Genomic DNA, 16,942 nt, shown 5'->3' with positions numbered 1-16,942 from the left:
GCGCCGGGCGCCCCGATGGCCGGCGGCCTGCCCGACCCCTCCTGCGGCCGCTTCGCCTCCGACGTCTGCGCCGCGTACCTGCGCATCGCCGCCACCGGTCAGGCCGACCAGGCCGCCGTCGACCTGCTACGCCGGTCCAGCCCGGCCGGCGTACTGGACCGGATCGAGGCACCCACCCTGCTGGTCCAGGGCGCGGCGGACACCCTCTTCCCGCTCGGCGAGGCCGACGCCAACGCCCGGGGCATCGCCGCCAACGGCACCCCGGTGCGGGTCGCCTGGTTCACCGGCGGCCACGACGGCGGCTCCGGCCCGCAGACCGACTCCGACCGGGTGAAGTTCCTGACCGCGCAGTGGCTCGACCACTACGTCGCGGGAACCGGGGACGCGCCCGGCGACACCTTCACCTTCTCCCGGATCGCCGGCTTCGACGCGATGGACCGGGGGCTGGTCGCCACCGGATACCGCACCGACGACTACCCCGGTCTCGGCGGCGACGCCCGCCGCGAGGTGACCGTGGCCGGGCCGCCCCAGCCGGTGGCCAACCCGCCCGGCGGCAACCCCGCCGCGATCTCCTCGGTGCCGTTCGCCGGCTCGTTGAGCTCACTGCTCAGCGGGGTGGCCGGTGACATACCCGGGCAGCACGCCCGGTTCGAGTCCGAGCCGTTGACCGAGGCGGTCGACATCGTCGGCGCGCCCACCGTGTCGGTGCGCGCCGCGTCGAGCAGCGGCGAGGCGGTCCTCTTCGCCAAGCTCTACGTGGTCGACCCGGAGGGGGCGGCCACCCTGCCCAGCGGACTCATCGCGCCGATCCGGCTCAGCGGTCTGCCGGCCACCGTCGACGCCGCCGCGCCGGTCACCGTGACCCTGCCGGCGATCGTGCACCGGGTGGAGGCCGGGCACCGGCTCCGGCTGGTGGTGGCCACCTCGGACCAGGCCTACACGACCCCGATCGAGCCGGCCGTGTACACGGTCGCGGTCGGTGACACACCGGTCAGCCTGCCGACGGTCGACAGCGACCCGATCCCCACCGAGGCGGCGCTCTGGCGCTGGGTGCTGGTCGGGCTGATCGCCGCGATCGTGATCGGGCTCGTCGTGCTCGTGGCCGTGCTGCGCCTGCGGCACCGCCGCCAGGACACCTCGATCCATCCCGAGTACGCGGACACCCCGTTGGCCGTGCGCCACTTGCGCAAGGAGTACGCCGACGGCTTCGTGGCAGTCTCCGAGGTGGACTTCGAGGTGCACCCCGGTCAGGTGGTCGGCCTGCTCGGGCCCAACGGCGCCGGCAAGACCACCACCCTGCGGGTGCTGATGGGGCTGACCCAGCCGACCGCCGGGGAGATCTACGTCTTCGGGCACCGGCTGGTGCCGGGCTCGCCGGTGCTCTCCCGGATCGGCGCTCTCGTCGAGGGGCCCGGATTCCTGCCGCACCTCTCCGGCCTGGAGAACCTCAGGGCGTACTGGCGGGCGACCGGACGGCCGGAGGCCGACGCACACTTCGAGCAGGCGCTGGAGATCGCCGGTCTGGGCTCGTCGGTGCACCGGCGGGTCCGCAAGTACAGCCACGGGATGCGGCAACGGTTGGCCATCGCCCAGGCCATGCTCGGCCTGCCCGAGCTGCTGGTGCTCGACGAGCCGACCGACGGGCTGGACCCGCCACAGATCGCCGAGATGCGCCGGGTGCTTCAGCGGTACGCCACCGACGGGCGCGCGGTGCTGGTCTCCAGTCACCTGCTCGCCGAGGTGGAGCAGACCTGCACCCACGCCGTGGTGGTCAACAAGGGCCGGATCGTGGCCTCCGGGCCGGTGGAGGACATCGTCGGTGACTCGCCCAGCGTGCTGTTCGAGGTGAGCGACCCGACCGCGGCCCGGGACGTGCTCAACGACCTCGGTGGCGTACGGGTGCTGGACGACGCCGACGGGCACCTGGTGGTGGACACCAACGGCACCGCGCGCAGCGAGGTGGTCGCCGAGTTGGTACGGGCCGGTATCGGAGTGGACCGGGTGGTGCCCCGGCGCCGCCTGGAGGACGCGTTCCTCGCCCTGGTGGGCGAGAACTCTCGGGGAAGCGGGGACCGGTGATGGCGGGATCGACCGTGCAGCCGACGCGGGAGGAGTCCGGGGTGGCTCCGTCGGGTGCCGCCGCCGGCTACCGGCCGTCGAGGACGTTGCCGTTCGGCGCCGAGTTCCGCCGTCAGGCGGCGCGGCGGCGTACCCAGTTGGCGCTCGGCTTCATGGTGCTGCTGCCGTTGATCATCCTGATCGCCTTCCAGTTCGACTCGGGTGACGACGACAGCGGCCGGGGCGAGTTCGGCAGCCTCGTCTCGTTCGCCACCTCCGGCGGACTGAACTTCACCCTGTTCACCATCTTCGTCTCCGCCTCGTTCCTGCTGGTCGTGGTGGTGGCGCTGTTCTGCGGCGACACGGTGGCCAGCGAGGCGAGCTGGGGCAGCCTGCGTTACCTGTTGGCGGTGCCGGTGCCCCGGGCCCGGCTGTTGACGGTGAAGCTGCTGGTGGCGCTCGCCTACTCGGCGTTCGCGCTGGTGCTGCTCGCCGGTACGGCCCTGCTGATCGGCACCCTGCGGTACGGCTGGTCGCCGCTGCGCAGCACGGTCGCCGCACAGCTCGAACCCGGCGAGGGTTTGCTCCGCCTGCTCGCGGTGCTCGGCTACCTGGCGGTCGTCCTGCTGGTCGTCGCCGGTCTGGCGTTCCTGCTCTCGGTGGTCACCGATGCCGCGCTGGGCGCGGTGGGTGGTGCGGTGCTGCTGTGGATCCTCTCCAGCATCCTGGACCAGATCACCGCGCTCGGCGCGATCCGGTCGTTCCTGCCGACCCACTACAGCACCGCCTGGCTGGGGTTGCTCTCCACGCCGGTGCAGACCGACGACATCGTCCGGGGCGCCGTCTCGGCGATCTGCTACGCCACCCTCTTCTGGGGGCTCGCCTTCTGGCGCTTCACCCGCAAGGACATCACCAGCTGAGTGCGGCGTCGACGCCGTCGTCCGCCGACTCGGTGGGCGTCGGCGTCGGGCCCGTCCGCTTCTTCCAGGCGCTGACTCCGATCCGGTCGGTGTTGCCGAGGTCAATCGGCCCCTCCATGTCGAGTTCCTGCCCCGGCTGCCCCTTGGCCGCCGCGATCTCCACCCGCGCGGCGTCGGTGGCGACCACGGTCGGATCGTCGACCAGGTTGCGCCAGATCACGGCCGCTCCGGCCGTGGCGCCCGGTGCCAGCACCAGCGGCCGGGGTGGGTCGTCGAAGCCCGAGGCGATCCCGGCCGCCCCCTCGACCACCCGGACGGTGATCGGTGCCCCCTCGCCGTCGAACAGACGCAGCGCCGGATAGCCGCGCAGCTTGTACGGGCGGTCGCCGCAGTTGACCAGCTCCACGCCCATCGCCCGGAGCCCCATGGCCGCGCTGACGCCGAGGTAGCGGATCCGTACCCCCGATTCGGGGCAGACCTCCGGCGCGTCCGGGCCGGCCGTGGTCGGGCTCGTGGCCGGGTCGGCCTGCTCCGTCGGTCCGTCACCCGGGACGTTGCCGGACGCGTCGGTCGGTGCGCAGCCGGCGAGCAGCGCGACGGCGGTCAGCAGCGCGACGAGCCGAGGACGCCGGTAGGCCCGGCCTCCGTCGCCGCGTCTCGTGGTCGTATCCGGCATCGATCCCCCGTGGATTTCTCGCATCGGCCCATCGTCGCATCACGGTCCTCGATCGTTCGGCGGGCAGTCGGGGTGGCGAGGTGGGCGCTTCGGGACGGCTTTCCGGTCGGTCGGGGACCGCCCCGCGTACCGGCTGGTGGGACGACGGTGGCCGCTTCCGGACCCGGGTGGGCGCGCGGCCCCGGATCGGATGACCGCGACTTGTTGCCGTCAGATGTCCAGGGTGTACAGGGAGTCGTTACGGAGGGTGATCGAAATGATCTTCGCCGAAGGGGGTTCCCTCGGGAGTTCCAGTCGCTACCATCGATGTGGGAGCGTTCCCAAAGGAAGAGATTGCATCGACAAATATTTATCAGTCCCGCATTCTGGTTGCCCTCGTCCATCCACAATGGAGGTTCCGGAATGCGTACTGACCGGTTCGGCGGGCCGGCCCTGTCCCTGTTCCGCATGGTCATCGGCCTGCTGTTTCTCTGCCACGGGTTGTCGTCTCTGTTCGGCGTCTTCGGCGGTGCCCGGGGGAGCGGTGAACCCGTCCCGCTCGGCACCTGGCCGGGCTGGTGGGCCGCGCTGATCCAGGCCGTCTGCGGTGCCCTCGTGCTCCTCGGTCTCTTCACCCGACCGGCGGCACTGGTGGCGTCGGGCTCGATGGCCTACGCCTACTTCGTCGTCCACCAGCCCGAGGCGCTGCTGCCGCTACGCAACCACGGCGAGCTGTCGGTGCTGTTCTGCTGGTCGTTCCTGCTGATCGCGGTGCTCGGCCCGGGTAGCTGGGCGCTGGACAACCTGCTGCGCCAGCGCAACGGTGCCGCACTGGACCTGAAGGCGGCCGAACGCAGGTCCGTACCGGCCTGACCCGGCCGGTGCGGTGACCGACCGACGCTCGTGCGCGACCCTGGACCAGGTCAACCCGGCGCTGCCGGGGCTGCCCGATCCAGGGTCGACGCGCTTGCGCGGGTGGTGGCGGCGGTGAGGAATCGCTCACAGGCTGAGATCGAACGCTGACGAGCGCGGCGGGATTGCCTAGACTCGGCGGCACAACTGAATACCTCATCCAGAGGGGCTGAGGGATACGGCCCGAAGACGCCCCGGCAACCACCCCGCGCGCTCATCGCTGAGCGTCCCGTGGGGCAGGTGCCAATTCCGTCCCCGCCGCAGGGTGCGATGTGGGGGAAGATGAGAGGACTCGGACATGACGTCGACGCTCGCCCCTACCGGGATCGACACCACCGCCAGCCCCGCCCGCGCCCTGGTCTGCCGCGCCTGTTCCGCCCGCTACCCGTTGGCCGCGCAGCACGCCTGTTACGAGTGTTTCGGCCCGCTGGAGGTCGACTACGACCCGGCGGCCCTCGCCACCGTGACCCGTGAGCAGATCGAGGCGGGCCCGCAGAACATCTGGCGCTACGCGGCGCTGCTCCCCGCCGGCCAGGACCCGGCCACCCGGGTCACCCTGGACCCCGGTTTCACGCCGCTGGTCGCCGCCGACCAGCTCGCCGCCGAGCTGGGCATCACCGGCCCGCTCTGGATCAAGGACGACAGCGCCAACCCCACCCACTCGTTCAAGGACCGGGTCGTCTCGGTCGCGCTGACCGCCGCCCGGGCGCTCGGCTTCGCCCGGTTCGCCTGCGCCTCCACCGGCAACCTGGCCAACTCCGTCGCCGCCCACGCGGCCCGCGCCGGCACCCCGTCGGTGGTGTTCATCCCCAGCGACCTGGAGCAGGGCAAGGTCGTGACCACCGCCGTCTACGGCGGCGAGCTGGTCGCCATCGACGGTTCGTACGACGACGTGAACCGGCTCTGCGGCGAGCTGGTGGAGACCGACGAGTTCGAGGACACCGCCTTCGTCAACGTCAACGTCCGGCCGTACTACGCGGAGGGCTCCAAGACGCTCGGCTACGAGGTCGCCGAGCAGCTCGGCTGGCGGATCCCGGCCCAGGTGGTCATCCCGATGGCCTCCGGTGAGCTGCTCACCAAGGTCGACAAGGCGTTCAGCGAACTGGTCGAGATCGGCCTGGTCGAGGCGCCGGCCGGCGGGTGGAAGGTCTTCGGCGCCCAGTCGGCCGGATGCAACCCGATCGCCACCGCCCTGCACGGCGGCGGTGACACCATCACCCCGGTCAAGCCGACCGGGATCGCCAAGTCGCTCAACATCGGCGACCCGGCGGCCGGCCTGTACGCCCTGGAGGCGGTACGCCGGACCGGCGGCTGGATGGACTACGCCGACGACGACGAGATCCGTGCCGCCGTGCGGCTGCTGGCGCGTACCACCGGGGTCTTCGCCGAGACGGCGGGCGGGGTGACCGTCGCGGTGCTGCGCAAGCTGGTCGAGTCCGGAAAGCTGGACCCGACCGCGGAGACGGTGGTCTACAACACCGGTGAGGGGCTCAAGACGCTCGACGCGGTCGCGGGCGAGGTCGGGCCGACCCACCGGATCAAGCCGTCGCTGCGGGCCGCCCGCGACGCCGGCCTGCTCGGCTGAGACACACCGCGAGCCCGTCGCCCGAGTGGCATGGTGCACGCCGACCGATCCGCCGGGTAACGGGCTTTTAGCGGTGAGTGCGGAAAACACGCCGTCGAGTACTTGACGGCAGGAACCGGGCGGCGCAAGATGCTTCGTGCGGGAGGGCGTTTCGCCGTAGACTTTCAGTCTTTACGACCCAGCGCCGGAGGCGTTGTGCGATCGTCCCTCCCGACCAAGCTTTCCGAAGGGGCCGGCGAATAATCGCTGGCCCCTTCGTCGGTCGTCCCGCAGGCTGCGGAGATGGCCATCACCATCACCTCCTTCGGTCCCGACGACGAGTCGGCCATCGAACAGGCGTACCGGATCGGTGCCGACTACACCGCGACCGACCTGCCGGACTACCCCCCGTTCAGCCGGCAGCGGTTCACCTCGCTGTTCCACCAGCCGATGCCGGGCACCGAGACCCTCGCCCTGCTGGCCCACGCCGACGGCACCCCGGCCGGCTACCTGCTGCTCGACCTGCCGCAACTCGACAACACCGAGAACGCCTCCGGCGAGTTGGTCGTGCACCCGGACCATCGCAGCCGGGGGGTCGGTCGGGCGCTGTTCGAGCGCGGCCTGCGCGTACTGCGCGAGCGCGGGCGGAAACGGGTCAGTGCGTTGAGCCGGGCGCACCTGCGCGACGATCCCGACCACCCCGCCCCGGCCGCCCGGTTCGCCGCCACCGTCGGCGCGGTCGACGCCCTGGCCGACGTACGACGGCGACTGCACGTCGCCGAACTGGACCAGGCCGCCCTGGACGCGCTGCTGGCCGACGCACGATCCCGGGCAACCGGCTACGAGGTGCTGTTCTGGCGCGGGGGTACGCCGGACGATCTGATCGCCGACGTCGCGTACCTGGACGGGCGGCTGCTGGCCGACGCGCCCATGGGTGACCTGGCATGGGAGCCCGAGCAGGTCGACGCGGAGCGGGTACGCGGCACCGAGCGGGCGCTCGAAGCGCGCGGCAAGCGGCGCTACCACGCGGGCGTACGGCATCAGGAGTCCGGTCGGCTGGTCGCCTGGACCCTGCTCGACATGTCACCGACCGCCGACTGGCACGCCTTCCAACAGATCACCATCGTCGACCCGGAGCACCGGGGCCGCCGCCTCGGCCTGCTCACGAAGATCGAGAACCTTCGTCACCTGCTCGCCCACGAACCCGCGATCCAGGTGATCGACACCTTCAACGCGGACAGCAACGATCACATGATCACGATCAACGAGCAGCTCGGTTTCCGGGTGATGGATCGCTGGAGCAACTGGCAACTCGACGTCTGAGCTGTGACACGCCCCTACTGATCGCGGGGCTTCCTGTTGCATGATGGCGGGCATGACGGAGACCCCGCACCCCCTGTACGACAGGCACGCCGAGACCCTCGACCGCGCGCTGACCGCGATCACGGAGCGCGGGTACTGGTCCGCCTACCCGGAATCACCCAGCCCCCGGGTGTACGGCGAGACCGCAGCCGCCGACGGCAAGGCCGCATTCGAGGCGTACCTGGGTGGAGACTTCCCGCTCGACCAGTCGGGCGACGGCGACCAGGTCGCCACCGAGACCAGCCCCTTCGGCGTCCCGCTGGACGTCCGCTACCCGCACGCCACCGCCGAACAGCTCGTCGCCGCCGCGTCCACGGCGCTGCCCGCGTGGCGGGACGCCGGGCCGCAGGCGCGGGTCGGGGTCTGCCTGGAGATCCTCGACCGGCTGCACAAGAACGTCTTCGAACTGGCCAACGCGGTGCAGTTCACCAGCGGACAGGCATTCGTGATGGCCTTCCAGGCCGGCGGCGCGCACGCGCTCGACCGGGCGCTGGAGGCCGTCGCCTACGCGTACGCGGAGATGACCCGGCATCCGGGGACCGCCGCCTGGGAGAAGGCCGCCGGTAAGGGCGACCCGCTGCGGATGACCAAGACGTTCCATGTGGTGCCGCGAGGAGTCGCCCTGGTCATCGGCTGCAACACGTTCCCGACCTGGAACTCCTACCCGGGCTTGTTCGCGTCGCTGGTCACCGGCAACCCGGTGGTCGTCAAGCCGCACCCGCGCGCCGTGCTCCCGCTGGCCGTGACGGTGCGCTACGCCCGGCAGGTGCTCGCCGAGGCCGGTTTCGACCCGAACCTGGTCCTGCTCGCCCCGGAGGCGCCCGGCGAGAAGCTGGCCTCGACCCTGGCCCTGCACCCGGCCGTCAAGATCGTGGACTTCACCGGTTCCACCGAGTACGGCGACTGGCTGGAGGCCAACGCCCGCCAGGCGGCGGTCTACACCGAGAAGGCCGGACTCAACACGGTGGTGGTCGACTCCACCGACGACTTCGCCGGCATGTGCCGCAACCTCGGGTTCACCCTGACGCTCTACAGCGGCCAGATGTGCACCACCTCGCAGAACATCCTCATTCCCCGCGACGGCATCGACACCGACCAGGGACACAAGAGCTTCGACGAGGTGGCCGCCGGGATCGCCGCCGCCGTCGGCAAGCTCACCGCCGACCCGGCGCGTGGGGTCGAGCTGACCGGCGCCATCGTCAACGACGGCGTCCTGGACCGCCTCGACGAGGTCACCAAGGTCGGTACGCCGGTGCTGGAGTCGCGTACCGTCACGCACCCGTCGTTCCCGGACGCGGTGGTCCGTACGCCCACCGTCGTCAAGCTGGACGCCGGCGACACCGCGACCTACTCGCGGGAGTGGTTCGGACCCATCTCCTTCGCCATCGCCACCGACTCCACCACGCACAGCCTGGACATCCTCCGGGCGACCGTGGGGGAGAAGGGCGCGCTCACGGCAGCCGTCTACTCCACCGACGAGGCGGTGCTGGACGCCGCCGAGAACGCCGCGATCGAGGTCGGAGTGCACCTGTCCGGCAACCTCACCGGAGGCGTCTTCGTGAACCAGTCGGCGGCGTTCTCCGACTTCCACGGCAGCGGGGCGAACGCGGCGGCCAACTCGGCCCTCACCGACGGGGCGTACGTCGCCAACCGTTTCCGCATCGTGCAGAGTCGGCGGCACGCCTAGGTCTGCTGCTCACGGTGGGGGGGGCGGGTCTTCTCACGGTGGGGGTTCCGGGGCAGCCTGACCCGCTCCGGGCGGTCAGGCTTGATCCCTGCGCGGGTCAGGCTGCCCCGGAACCCTGCTGGGTCACCGTTGGAGCATGAGCTGAGTTGAGCTTGGGCGGTGCGGTGCGGTGCGGTGCGGAGGCGGACGGTGGGCGGCGGTACTGCGCCTTGCCGCCTTTGCTCTGCTTCACTCCACGCAATACTTTCGGGAGAACGCACCGGTTCTGGTCAATTGTCATAGCTTTGCCAGTGCGGCATTTGCCAGGAGGAACGAATCGCCCTGTTCGTTGCGTGGGTTGAAGCAGAGCAAAGGCGGCGCGGGAGACCTGGCACCCGCCGCATCCGCCGGACACCCTGGCCAGCCCGCGACCGTCGCTACCGAGCAGGGCGAGGGGAGTGGGTCGGTCCGATCCGAGGGCAGGCCCACCCGATCAGCCGGACCACGTCGGGTTTCCGGGCAGCCCACCCTGCGGCGGGATCAAGCCTGACCGCCCGGAGCAGGGTGGGCTGCCCGGAAATCCCCACCCCGCCCCCACTACGCCCGGCGGCGCATCTGGAGTTCGCGGAGGGCGGGGACGGTCGGGTGCGGCACCCGTACGCCGGTGTCGGCGAAGCCGATCCGCTGGTAGGCGCGGTAGGCACGGTCGTTGCCCACCACGACTTCGAGCATCAGCTCCTGCCGCCCGCACTCCCGTGACCAGGCGCCGACCGCGTCGATCAGGGATGCGAGCAGGCCCGTGCCGCGCCACGTCGGGGTGACGTAGACCGCGTAGACCACGGTGACCGCGAGTTCCGTGGGATGGGCGACGCCACCTGCGTGCCCGACCAGTCGGCCACCGGGGTCCGCCACGAACTGGGCGGTGTGGGTGCCGGCCGAGACCTGGGCGACGCGGGCAGCGTACTCGGCGTGCGGGCGGGCGGCGGCCTCCGCGATCGTCTCCAGGAAGGCCAGCGGGGCGTCGGCGAGCATCTCCAGACGGAGGGCCCGCATCCGGGCGGCGTCCGCCGGCTCGACCCGACGGACGTCCGCCCGCAGGGTGCTGGTCTCGTCGATGGCGCTGGTCATGTCGGCATGCTTACCACAATGACGTACGGCGATGCCGTCAGTCGGAATATGCCCGATTTGTGGTCGTGCGCGGTCGTCACGCCTCGTGTACCGTGCGATTTCGGTCACCGTTTTTCGGGGTCGTCGCGGATCGCTGAAACCGGTGGTCTCCGGGTGTTCGGCGTGCCGGTGCCCGGAGTTGTGGTACGCCGCGCAGAGTGAGGACAACACCGTGGCACAGGGCACCGTGAAGTGGTTCAACGCCGAGAAGGGTTACGGCTTCATCGCCGTCGACGGCGGGCAGGACGTCTTCGTTCACTTCTCCGCGATCGAGATGGACGGCTACAAGGCGCTGGACGACGGCCAGCGGGTGGAGTTCGAGATCGGCCAGGGCCAGAAGGGCCCGCAGGCCGAGCGGGTACGCGCCATCTGAGTCACCCGCCGCGTCCACCTCGCCGGCTGATCCTCGGGTGGGGTTATGGGATCGTGGCCGGTGCAGGGCAGCGGCGCCGGGGCCGACCAGGGAAGATCATGGGCCGATCCAGCCATCGCTGAGGAGCGTCCATGTCCGACCAGCCGCCCCCGGCGGGTCCGTCCTCGTCCCCCGACGAGCCGGCCCGGCCTTCGCCGGCGAACGAGCCGACCCCGCCGGCGAACGAGCCCGATCGGGGTGACGGGCGGCCACCGGTCGACCCGACCGCCCCCTATCCAAGCCAGCCCTATCCAAGCCAGCCCTACCCGGGCCAGCCATATCCGACGTCGCCCTACGGTGGGTACCCGCAACCGGGGTACGGCCTCGACCCGGCCAGCCCGTTGGTGAATCCGCCCGGTGCCGGTGTAGGTGGTTGGTACGCGCGCTGTGTCGGCGCGCTCCGCCGGGGCTGGTCGCTCCTGCTGCCGATCGTCCTGCTGACCCAGGTGCTGCCGGCGGTGGTGCTGGCGGTGCTCGCGCTGGTGATCGACCCCACCGCGCGCTGGGAGGAGCAGCTCGCCGACGACAGCAGCGCGTTGCCCTCCGGATTCTGGGCCGACAGCCTCGTGTGGGTGGGCAGCCTCTTCGGGGCGGGTCTGATCGCGAGCCTGGTGCAGTGTGTGGGCTGGGCGGCCGGGACCTGGGTGATCGCCCGGCAGGCGGCCGGTGCGCCGGTCGACCTGGGCGCGGCCATGCGCTACGGGGTCCGGCGGGCGCTCGGGCTCTGGGGGTGGACCCTGCTGTTCGGCATGATCGTGCTGTTCGGCCTCTGCCTCTGCTTCCTGCCCGGCATCTACGCGGTGTTCGCGCTGGCCATGGTCGGCCCGGTCTACCTGTTCGAGCGGGACAACCCGATCGGCCGCTCGCACCAGATGCTGCGGCAGCGCCTGGGCCTGCTGCTCGGCCGGTTGGCGCTGGTGATCGGCGCGGTGATCGCCGTGTCGTTGGTCGCGGCTGCGATCGAGCAGGTGGGCCTGCTGCTGATCGGCACCGGCCCGATGGAGACCCGGACTGTGACGGCGGGCACGGTCGTGGTGACGGTGCTGGCGGCGCTGCTCACCCTGCCGGGCCAGCTTGCCCAGTTGGTCGGGCTGGTCGTCACGTACGCCGAGCAGCGGGGACACGAGGGGCCGGTGAACGACGCCCAACTGGCCCATGAACTCGGCTGATCACGGCGGTCGTGCTTGCACTCGGCAGGGCAGAGTGCTAAACAAGTCATTGGCACTCGCATGGCGTGAGTGCCAGTTGGTCGGGACGGTGGGGCCACCGTCGCACCCGGGGGATCACCTCGGGCGGGGCAGTGGCCGGTCGTCGCGGGCTATCCGGCCCGGCCGAGGAGACGTCGCCGTCGCCAGGTGGCGACGTCCCAAGGTGCGTACACCAGACGGCCCGTCCGGGGCACACCCCGGCTGGTCCGTGAGTGTCCAGGAGGACAACGCCGTATGGCCAAGATGATCGCGTTCGACGAAGAGGCTCGCCGCGGCCTCGAGCGGGGCATGAACCAGCTCGCCGACGCCGTGAAGGTGACCCTCGGCCCCAAGGGCCGCAACGTCGTGCTCGAGAAGAAGTGGGGTGCCCCCACCATCACCAACGATGGTGTGAGCATCGCCAAGGAGATCGAGCTCGAGGACCCGTACGAGAAGATCGGCGCCGAGCTGGTCAAGGAGGTCGCCAAGAAGACCGACGACGTCGCCGGTGACGGCACGACGACGGCGACCGTCCTGGCCCAGGCTCTCGTTCGCGAGGGTCTGCGCAACGTGGCTGCCGGCGCCAACCCGATGGCCCTGAAGCGTGGCATCGAGTCCGCCGTGGCCAGCGTCTCGGAGGAGCTGCTGAAGCTCGCCAAGGACGTCGAGACCAAGGAGCAGATCGCCTCCACCGCCTCCATCTCCGCCGGTGACAACACCGTCGGTGAGATCATCGCCGAGGCGATGGACAAGGTGGGCAAGGAAGGCGTCATCACCGTCGAGGAGAGCAACACCTTCGGGCTGGAGCTGGAGCTCACCGAGGGTATGCGCTTCGACAAGGGCTACATCTCGGCCTACTTCATGACCGACCCGGAGCGTATGGAGGCCGTCTTCGACGACCCGTACATCCTGATCGCCAACAGCAAGATCTCGTCGGTCAAGGACCTGCTCCCGATCCTGGAGAAGGTCATGCAGGGCGGCAAGCCGCTGCTGATCATCGCCGAGGACCTGGAGGGCGAGGCCCTGGCCACCCTGGTGGTCAACAAGGTCCGGGGCACCTTCAAGTCGGTCGCCGTCAAGGCGCCGGGCTTCGGTGACCGCCGCAAGGCCATGCTGACCGACATCGCCATCCTCACCGGTGGTCAGGTCATCAGCGAGGAGGTCGGCCTCAAGCTGGACGCCGCCGGTCTCGACATGCTGGGCCGCGCCCGCAAGGTCGTGGTGACCAAGGACGAGACCACCATCGTCGACGGTGCCGGTGACGCCGAGCAGATCCAGGGCCGGGTGAACCAGATCCGGGCCGAGATCGACAAGAGCGACTCCGACTACGACCGGGAGAAGCTGCAGGAGCGCCTGGCCAAGCTGGCCGGCGGTGTTGCGGTGATCAAGGTCGGCGCGGCCACCGAGGTCGAGCTCAAGGAGCGCAAGCACCGCATCGAGGACGCCGTCCGCAACGCCAAGGCCGCCGTCGAGGAGGGCATCGTCCCGGGTGGTGGTGTCGCGCTGGTGCAGGCCGGCAAGACCGCCTTCGACAAGCTGGACCTGGCCGGCGACGAGGCGACCGGCGCGCAGATCGTCAAGATCGCGCTGGACGCCCCGCTGCGGCAGATCGCCGTCAACGCCGGCCTGGAGGGTGGCGTCGTCGTCGAGCGCGTCCGCAACCTCGACGCCGGTCACGGCCTGAACGCCGCGTCGGGTGAGTACGTGGACCTGCTGGCCGCGGGCATCATCGACCCGGCCAAGGTGACCCGCTCGGCGCTGCAGAACGCCGCGTCGATCGCCGCGCTGTTCCTCACCACCGAGGCCGTCGTGGCGGACAAGCCGGAGAAGACCCCGGCTGCCCCGGCTGGTCCGGGTGGCGGGGACATGGACTTCTGAGTCCAGCTCCACACGCCGGAAAGGGCGGGCCGCGTCAGCGGTCCGCCCTTTTCCTATGTCGGTAGCGGCCGCTCGTCGCGCCGCTGCTGCGCCCGGTCGTACGGTGGGCGGTGCGGTGCCGGTTCGTCGACCAGGATGAGCGGCTCCTCGGGTGGTTCGGCTGCCCCGGTCATCTCCGCCAACTGCTCGGCGTCGCCGTAGTCCAGCCGGTCGATCGGCAGTTGGGCCGGGAGTTCGGGAACCGCGACCAAGGGCACCGCCAGGGTGTCCCGGGTCTGCTCGTCATCCGTGGTCATGGCTGCCTCCTCTACGCAAAACCGTAGGGGGCGTCGATGACCGGGGAGGGTGAACGGTGGTATCGGCGCCTATGCGCCGGTTGACTCGTTCGGGCTGCCGAGCGCCCTGCGGTACAGGAAGAAGACCCGCTCGATCCGGGCACCCGCGCTGCGCGAGTAGAAGGGCACCGGACCGACCCAGCCGATCTGCGCGAACTCGATGCCGGCCGTCCGCTGGTCCCGCAGGCAGCGCCGCAGCAGGACGCCGCCGATGCCGGACCCCTCGGCAGCGGGGACGGTGCCCATCGGCCCGAACCAGCTCGGCCGGGACGATCCGTACGCGGCGAAGCCGAGCAGCTCGCCGTCGCGCTCGGCCAGATGGCAGCCGGCGTCGGGGCGACCCACCGAACCGGCCAGCTCGCCGTCCCACGCCCCGCCGAAGGTGGTACGGGCGAAGGTGGTGAGCGCCGGCAGGTCGCTCGGCTCGGCCCGGCGTACCGTCACGCCCTGCCCGGCCAGCCGGGCCTCGGCCGCCTCGGTGGCGCGCAGCGCCGGTGACGAGTCGGACGACAGGTCGGCGGTCATGTTCCACGCGGTGCGGTCCTGGCGGTAGCCGAGGGCGAGCGCGAGACAGATCGCCGGGGTGTAGCGGACGTCGATGCCGGGCCAGCCGTAGTACGGCGGGTTGCCGGCGAGCACCATCTCGACCGCGCCCGACTCGGCCAGCGCCCGTTCGGCGTGCCCGAGCAGGGCCCGGGCCACGCCCTGACGGCGTACCCGCGGGTGCACGGCCAGCAGGTCGACGTGCCCCGCCTCGCCGGAGTGCGATCCGATCAGGACCCCGACCAGGTCGTCACCCCGGTACGCGCCGAACACCCGCACCGGCCGGTCGGCGGCGGCCCGGTGCCAGAGCGTCGCCACGAGCGGTTCCGCCTCGGCCGCGTCCTCCGGCAGGTCGAGCGCCCGGCGACAGAGCTCGACCACCTCGGCGGCCCGCTCGACGGTCAACTCGGCGATGGTGGTCGCGTCCATGGCAGCCGACCCTAGATCACATCGAGTCCGGTGTCAGTCCGTGGTCCGGCGTCAGTCCCGGGCGGCCTCGACGGCGGCGTACGCGTCGACCAGCCCGGCACCGGCCACGTTCGCCGTACCGCCGCAGTTGCCGGAGCCGGTCGGGGCGTCGATCGGGGTGGCCGTCTCGCGCAGGATCCGCCGGGTCCGGTCCAGGTCACCGACGAGGTCCGGGTTGGCCGACCACATCAACGCCACCACGCCGGCCACCTGCGGGGTCGCCATCGACGTACCGGCGAGCGTGGCGTAACCGCCCCCGGGCATCGCGGAGAGGACGTCCGCGCCCGGCGCCACCAGGTCCGGCTTGTTCACGCCCGACGGGGTGGGTCCCCGGGACGAGAAGTCGGTGACCCGCCGCCGCTCGTCCACCGCACCGACCGTCAGCACGTCCGGGTACGGGGCCGGCGGGTCCTGGATGGACCGGCAGTACGGGCCGGTGTTGCCGGCGGCGGCCACCACCAGGATCCCGGCGGCCTCCAGCGCGTCGACGGCCGGCAGCAGCACCCGGGGGTCGCAGCCCTCGATCGGTGGGCAGCCCCACGAGTTGGTGAGGATCTCCGGGGCCCGGGCCGGGCGCCCCTGCGCGAACGGGTCGCCGCCGGGCGGGAAGGGCGCCAGCATGAACTGGAGGCAGTCCAGGTACGCGGCGGGGCTGCCCAGGTTGCGGTCGAGGTTCACGCAGCCCACCCATTGCGCCCCCGGTGCCACACCGATACCACCCCGCCCGACGGCGCTGCCCGCCGTGTGGGTGCCGTGCCCGCTGCGGTCGGTCGGCGTACGGGTGTCGTTCCAGGGGTCGAACCACGAGTCGTCACCGCCCCGGAAACCCGGGGCGAGGGTCGGATGTCCACCGTCCACTCCGGAGTCCGAACTCCCCACCGTCACCCCGGCGCCGGTCGCCGCCAGCTCGGACCAGACGCGGTCCGCACCGATCATGGTGATGTTCCAGGGTGGGCCGGTCGGCGCGGACGCGTCGCCGCGCGTCGTACCGTCCGGCACCGGTAGCGGACGCAGCCGCTGGCTGACCAGGACCTTCGCCACCTCGGGTCGGGTCGACAACCAGGCTCGCGCCACCGGCCCGCCGTCCACCTCGATCGCGTTGACCAGGTAGTAGGCGGTGTGGTCCAGCCGTAGCCGGCGCAGGTCCCGGCGCAGGTCGGCCTGGGTCCGCTCGGCGGTGTCGACCAGACGCCGGTAGACCTCCTCGGCGCGGGCGTCCCGACCTGCCTTCCCCGCCCCGGCGGGCAGACCGGTCAGATCGGCCTGCTCGCGCAGCACCACGAACAACCGTTCCCCGTGCAGCCCGGGCTGGCCGGCGACGACGCCACCGACGCCGACCGTCAGCAGCATCACCACGGCGGTCGTCCAGGCGGTGGCCCGGCGTGGCGGGCGCGCCGAGGGCCGGGCCAGCACCACCGCGTACGCGGCCGACAGCAGCAGCGCGACGAGGAGCCCGGCGCCGGTGGTGACGGCCACCCAGAACGGGATGTCCCGGCTGCCCGACAGGAGCAGGGTGACCTCCTCCGGGTCGGTGAAGGCCAGCGGACCGAACACGCCCAGCCCGACCAGCCAGGCGGTGGGGAGGCGACCGTGCCGCCGGTCGGCACGCCGGGCCAGGGCCCGCAGCGCGGCCAGCGCGAAGGCGGCCGGTGGCAGGGTCAGCAGCAGCGGCAACTGGGCACCCGACTGACCGGTACCGGCGCCGACCAGCAGCAGCACCACGCCGGCGACCAGCCCGCCGAGCAGCACCAGCCGGGCCGGTCGGGGTGGCTCGCCGACCTCGTGGTGGCCCCAGAAGCGGGCGTCCAGCAGTTC

General features: G+C 71.5%; 14 protein-coding genes and 1 riboswitch. Of the genes, 9 read left to right on the top strand and 5 right to left on the bottom strand.

All coding sequences use genetic code 11. The features are described from left to right. Both EYA84_RS11660 and EYA84_RS11655 read left to right on the top strand, forming a co-directional pair. Positions 1-2,079: ATP-binding cassette domain-containing protein (locus tag EYA84_RS11660; RefSeq protein ID WP_131053061.1), on the top strand; the 2,079-nt coding region annotated here is incomplete at its 5' end. Further along, on the top strand, positions 2,079-2,978 hold the full coding sequence (locus EYA84_RS11655) for an ABC transporter permease (RefSeq protein WP_131053060.1): 900 nt from the start codon (positions 2,079-2,081) through the stop codon (positions 2,976-2,978). The genes EYA84_RS11660 and EYA84_RS11655, both read left to right, overlap by 1 nt. Here EYA84_RS11655 and EYA84_RS11650 read toward each other — a convergent pair. Further along, positions 2,968-3,654: a DUF4232 domain-containing protein gene (locus EYA84_RS11650; RefSeq protein ID WP_131053059.1), complete on the bottom strand. Its 687-nt coding sequence runs from the start codon at positions 3,652-3,654 to the stop codon at positions 2,968-2,970. The two genes, EYA84_RS11655 and EYA84_RS11650, sit on opposite strands and share 11 nt — an antisense overlap. Positions 3,655-4,056: 402 nt before the next feature. Between EYA84_RS11650 and EYA84_RS11645 the strand changes: the two genes are divergently transcribed. The 4 genes from EYA84_RS11645 to paaN all read left to right on the top strand — a co-directional run bounded on the left by EYA84_RS11645 (position 4,057) and on the right by paaN (position 9,158). Further along, a complete protein-coding gene (locus tag EYA84_RS11645) occupies positions 4,057-4,506 on the top strand; it encodes a DoxX family protein (protein ID WP_131053058.1) in 450 nt (149 codons plus the stop codon). 192 nt (positions 4,507-4,698) lie between these two features. Next, positions 4,699-4,834, top strand: a riboswitch (SAM riboswitch). Between the two features lie 9 nt (positions 4,835-4,843). Continuing rightward, complete coding sequence (thrC, locus tag EYA84_RS11640) at positions 4,844-6,130, top strand: threonine synthase (protein ID WP_131053057.1); 1,287 nt, start codon at positions 4,844-4,846, stop codon at positions 6,128-6,130. 282 nt (positions 6,131-6,412) lie between these two features. Continuing rightward, positions 6,413-7,432 (top strand): GNAT family N-acetyltransferase, encoded by a 1,020-nt coding sequence (locus EYA84_RS11635; protein ID WP_131053056.1) that lies wholly within the window; start codon positions 6,413-6,415, stop codon positions 7,430-7,432. 52 nt (positions 7,433-7,484) lie between these two features. Then, positions 7,485-9,158 (top strand): phenylacetic acid degradation protein PaaN, encoded by a 1,674-nt coding sequence (gene paaN, locus EYA84_RS11630; RefSeq protein WP_201272368.1) that lies wholly within the window; start codon positions 7,485-7,487, stop codon positions 9,156-9,158. 576 nt (positions 9,159-9,734) lie between these two features. Here paaN and EYA84_RS11625 read toward each other — a convergent pair. Next, on the bottom strand, positions 9,735-10,265 hold the full coding sequence (locus tag EYA84_RS11625; RefSeq protein WP_131053054.1) for a GNAT family N-acetyltransferase: 531 nt from the start codon (positions 10,263-10,265) through the stop codon (positions 9,735-9,737). Between the two features lie 211 nt (positions 10,266-10,476). Between EYA84_RS11625 and EYA84_RS11620 the strand changes: the two genes are divergently transcribed. The 3 genes from EYA84_RS11620 to groL all read left to right on the top strand — a co-directional run bounded on the left by EYA84_RS11620 (position 10,477) and on the right by groL (position 13,781). Further along, positions 10,477-10,677 (top strand): cold-shock protein, encoded by a 201-nt coding sequence (locus EYA84_RS11620; protein ID WP_131053053.1) that lies wholly within the window; start codon positions 10,477-10,479, stop codon positions 10,675-10,677. Positions 10,678-10,808: 131 nt separating this feature from the next. Next, complete coding sequence (locus tag EYA84_RS11615; RefSeq protein WP_131053052.1) at positions 10,809-11,885, top strand: hypothetical protein; 1,077 nt, start codon at positions 10,809-10,811, stop codon at positions 11,883-11,885. Between the two features lie 273 nt (positions 11,886-12,158). Next, the gene (gene groL / locus EYA84_RS11610; protein ID WP_131053051.1) at positions 12,159-13,781 is read left to right on the top strand and encodes a chaperonin GroEL; all 1,623 of its coding nucleotides are present in this window, start codon (positions 12,159-12,161) and stop codon (positions 13,779-13,781) included. 53 nt (positions 13,782-13,834) lie between these two features. Here groL and EYA84_RS11605 read toward each other — a convergent pair whose 3' ends face one another. The 3 genes from EYA84_RS11605 to EYA84_RS11595 form a co-directional block, all read right to left on the bottom strand. Then, positions 13,835-14,077: a hypothetical protein gene (locus tag EYA84_RS11605; RefSeq protein ID WP_236145715.1), complete on the bottom strand. Its 243-nt coding sequence runs from the start codon at positions 14,075-14,077 to the stop codon at positions 13,835-13,837. A 69-nt stretch (positions 14,078-14,146) separates the two neighbouring features. Then, positions 14,147-15,088, bottom strand: a complete 942-nt coding sequence (locus EYA84_RS11600; protein WP_131053050.1) for a GNAT family N-acetyltransferase — start codon at positions 15,086-15,088, stop codon at positions 14,147-14,149. 51 nt (positions 15,089-15,139) lie between these two features. Continuing rightward, the coding region (locus tag EYA84_RS11595; RefSeq protein ID WP_131053049.1) for a S8 family serine peptidase at positions 15,140-16,942 on the bottom strand (1,803 nt) is incomplete at its 5' end.

It is taken from the genome of Verrucosispora sp. SN26_14.1, from assembly GCF_004307965.1.
Classification (GTDB): domain Bacteria; phylum Actinomycetota; class Actinomycetes; order Mycobacteriales; family Micromonosporaceae; genus Micromonospora.
This window is presented reverse-complemented; position numbering and strand designations above follow the sequence as displayed.

What these genes read in the sequence shown, in the direction of transcription:
- EYA84_RS11650 (WP_131053059.1), bottom strand. Translation starts at nt 3,654, where the DNA reads ATGCCGGATACGACCACGAGACGCGGCGACGGAGGCCGGGCCTACCGG.
- EYA84_RS11635 (WP_131053056.1), top strand. Translation starts at nt 6,413, where the DNA reads ATGGCCATCACCATCACCTCCTTCGGTCCCGACGACGAGTCGGCCATC.
- EYA84_RS11615 (WP_131053052.1), top strand. Translation starts at nt 10,809, where the DNA reads ATGTCCGACCAGCCGCCCCCGGCGGGTCCGTCCTCGTCCCCCGACGAG.
- paaN (WP_201272368.1), top strand. Translation starts at nt 7,485, where the DNA reads ATGACGGAGACCCCGCACCCCCTGTACGACAGGCACGCCGAGACCCTC.
- EYA84_RS11605 (WP_236145715.1), bottom strand. Translation starts at nt 14,077, where the DNA reads ATGACCACGGATGACGAGCAGACCCGGGACACCCTGGCGGTGCCCTTG.
- EYA84_RS11625 (WP_131053054.1), bottom strand. Translation starts at nt 10,265, where the DNA reads ATGACCAGCGCCATCGACGAGACCAGCACCCTGCGGGCGGACGTCCGT.
- thrC (WP_131053057.1), top strand. Translation starts at nt 4,844, where the DNA reads ATGACGTCGACGCTCGCCCCTACCGGGATCGACACCACCGCCAGCCCC.
- EYA84_RS11655 (WP_131053060.1), top strand. Translation starts at nt 2,079, where the DNA reads ATGGCGGGATCGACCGTGCAGCCGACGCGGGAGGAGTCCGGGGTGGCT.
- EYA84_RS11645 (WP_131053058.1), top strand. Translation starts at nt 4,057, where the DNA reads ATGCGTACTGACCGGTTCGGCGGGCCGGCCCTGTCCCTGTTCCGCATG.
- EYA84_RS11600 (WP_131053050.1), bottom strand. Translation starts at nt 15,088, where the DNA reads ATGGACGCGACCACCATCGCCGAGTTGACCGTCGAGCGGGCCGCCGAG.
- groL (WP_131053051.1), top strand. Translation starts at nt 12,159, where the DNA reads ATGGCCAAGATGATCGCGTTCGACGAAGAGGCTCGCCGCGGCCTCGAG.